This window comes from Streptomyces sp. NPDC055078 (assembly GCF_053607985.1).
In genome coordinates this window covers 1-2358 of record NZ_JBSGUP010000940.1, presented here as the reverse complement: position 1 = coordinate 2358, position 2358 = coordinate 1, and the positions used below count along the sequence as shown (strand labels likewise).

General features: G+C 68.7%; 3 protein-coding genes and 1 pseudogene. All 4 read right to left on the bottom strand.

Features of this window, described 5'->3' with window-relative positions:
* A partial coding sequence (locus tag ACWF94_RS38855; protein ID WP_453499752.1) for a transporter substrate-binding domain-containing protein occupies positions 1-518 on the bottom strand: 518 nt, incomplete at its 3' end.
* Positions 519-535: 17 nt separating this feature from the next.
* Positions 536-1282, bottom strand: coding sequence for an amino acid ABC transporter ATP-binding protein (locus tag ACWF94_RS38850; protein ID WP_453499750.1), 747 nt, complete (start codon positions 1280-1282; stop codon positions 536-538).
* A 341-nt stretch (positions 1283-1623) separates the two neighbouring features.
* Positions 1624-2070, bottom strand: coding sequence for a DUF6278 family protein (locus ACWF94_RS38845; RefSeq protein WP_453499748.1), 447 nt, complete (start codon positions 2068-2070; stop codon positions 1624-1626).
* Positions 2071-2128: 58 nt separating this feature from the next.
* Positions 2129-2358 (bottom strand): annotated as a pseudogene (locus tag ACWF94_RS38840) (exodeoxyribonuclease III); the annotation flags it as partial.

The window sequence follows — 2358 nt, the reverse complement described above, 5'->3', positions numbered from 1 at the left end:
GCGAGGTCCTGGGGGCCCTTGATGTCGTCCTCGTCGGTGCGCACCAGCAGGGACTGCCCGGCGAGATAGTAGGGGCCCGCGAAGCCGACGAGCTTCTTGCGCATGTCGTTGATGGTGTAGGTGCCGACGTAGTAGTCGATCTGGCCGTTCTGGAGGGCGGTTTCGCGGTTCGCGGAGGCGATGGCGCGGAAGCGGATCCGCGCGGGGGCGAGGCCGAGCGAGGCGGAGACCATCTTGGCGATCTCGATGTCGAAGCCGGAGAACCGGCCGGAGGCCGGGTCCTTCTCCCCGAGGTAGGGCTGGTCCTCCTTCGCCCCGACGACGAAGTGGCCGCGTTTCTTCGCCTTGCGCCAGGTCGGGGACTCGGGCAGCCGGAAGCCGGTGTCCACCTGGTAGCGCGGCAGTTCCTCCGGCTGTGGGCCCTTGACCGGCGGGCTGCCCTCCTTGCCGCAGGCGGCGGCCGTCAGGGCGGCGAGGGTGAGTGTCAGCGCCACAAGGGCGCGTCGTGTACGTGTCATCGGTACCGCACCCCCCGTCAGTGCTTGAGGATCTTGGAGAGGAAGTCCTTGGCCCGGTCGGTCTGCGGATGGGTGAAGAAGTCCTCCGGGGTGCGGTCCTCGATACAGCGGCCGTCGGCCATGAAGATGACGCGGTTGGCGGCGGAGCGGGCGAAGCCCATCTCATGGGTGACGACGACCATGGTCATTCCGTCCCGGGCGAGTTGCTGCATCACCTCAAGGACTTCGTTGATCATCTCGGGGTCGAGCGCGGAGGTGGGCTCGTCGAAGAGCATGACCTTGGGTTCCATGGCCAGGGCGCGGGCGATGGCCACGCGCTGCTGCTGGCCGCCGGAGAGCTGGGCGGGGTACTTGTCGGCCTGGTCGGCGAGTCCGACGCGCTCCAGCAGTTCGCGGGAGCGCCGGTCGGCGTCCTCCCTCTTCCGGCCCCGGACCTTGAGCGGTGCGAGCGAGACATTGGCCAGCACGGTCTTGTGGGCGAAGAGATTGAACGACTGGAAGACCATGCCGACATCGGCCCGCAGCCGGGCGAGTCCCTTGCCCTCGGCCGGCAGCGGCTCGCCGTCGATGGTGATAGTGCCCGACTCGATGGTCTCCAGCCGGTTCATCGTCCGGCAGAGCGTCGATTTCCCCGAGCCGGAGGGCCCGATGACCACCACCACCTCCCCGCGTCCGACGGTGAGATTGATGTCCTGGAGAACGTGCAACTGTCCGTAGTACTTGTTGACGTCCCGCAGTTCGATCAACGGATCGACGACGGCCATACGCTGCCCTACTCACTCATCGCGGTGTCGAGGTCAGCGCAAACTATCCACCCCGATAAGGGACTTCACACCCGACACGCATAAATAGGGCATAAGCCGTATTTATTGGAGCGCTGAGCCCACCGGATTTCGGGCCTCAGTTCGGACGATTCCGGGTACCCGTTCGGACCGCACCGGAATGCCGGTACGGGGCGGGTACGGAGCCGGTACGGGCGCCTGCCCGGAGCGGGGGTGCGGGGGCGCCCGTCCGGGGCGGGACGGGACGGGGTGCGGGGGCCCGGCCGGGCCGGGACGCGGGGCCGGCCGGGCGCCGTACCCCAGGTACCGGGCCCGGGGCCCCCTTACGCCTCGGCCGCCTCCGCGTACACCTGGGCGAGCTGGGGGGCGCCGTTGACCGCCCATTCCAGCCCGGCCTCCACCACACTGATCTCCCGGCCCGAGGCGAGCCGCACCACCGGGTGACCGCCCGGCCAGATGTGCCAGCTCGCGCCCGCGACCGTCCGCACGATCACCGTACCGAGGTAGAGACCGGCGTCATTGCCCAGCCAGGGCAGCTCCTCCGGGTCGTCCCGCCAGCGCGGCGGCAGCTGGTCGAGGGCGGTCAAGGACGCCGGTGAATCGTCCAGTTCCAGCCCCAGTCGCCCCGCTCGGACACGCAGCAGCTCGCACTCGGAGAGCAGCTCGGCGATGGCCGCCGCGCGCTCCGGGTCGCTCTCGGCGGCGAGATCATCACGCTGCTGCTCTCCACCGTGCCGCTTGAGCCAGTTGTCCAAGAAAGGGATGTTCATACCACTCAGCCTCGCATCCCTGCGGCCGGGCGCACCACCGGGCACGCGTCAACAGATGTCAGATGTCCAGATCCACGACCACGGGAGCGTGGTCGGACGCGCCCTTGCCCTTGCGCTCCTCGCGGTCGACATAGCTGTCCTTGACCGCTTCGGCGAACGGGCCGTTGCCGTAGACGAGGTCGATGCGCATACCGCGGTTCTTCGGGAATCCGAGCTGGCGGTAGTCCCAGTAGGTGAAGGGGTGGTCGTACTTCAGCGGGCGGGGCACCACATCGGCCAGGCCCTGGC

What these genes read in the sequence shown, in the direction of transcription:
- ACWF94_RS38845 (WP_453499748.1), bottom strand. Translation starts at nt 2,070, where the DNA reads ATGAACATCCCTTTCTTGGACAACTGGCTCAAGCGGCACGGTGGAGAG.
- ACWF94_RS38850 (WP_453499750.1), bottom strand. Translation starts at nt 1,282, where the DNA reads ATGGCCGTCGTCGATCCGTTGATCGAACTGCGGGACGTCAACAAGTAC.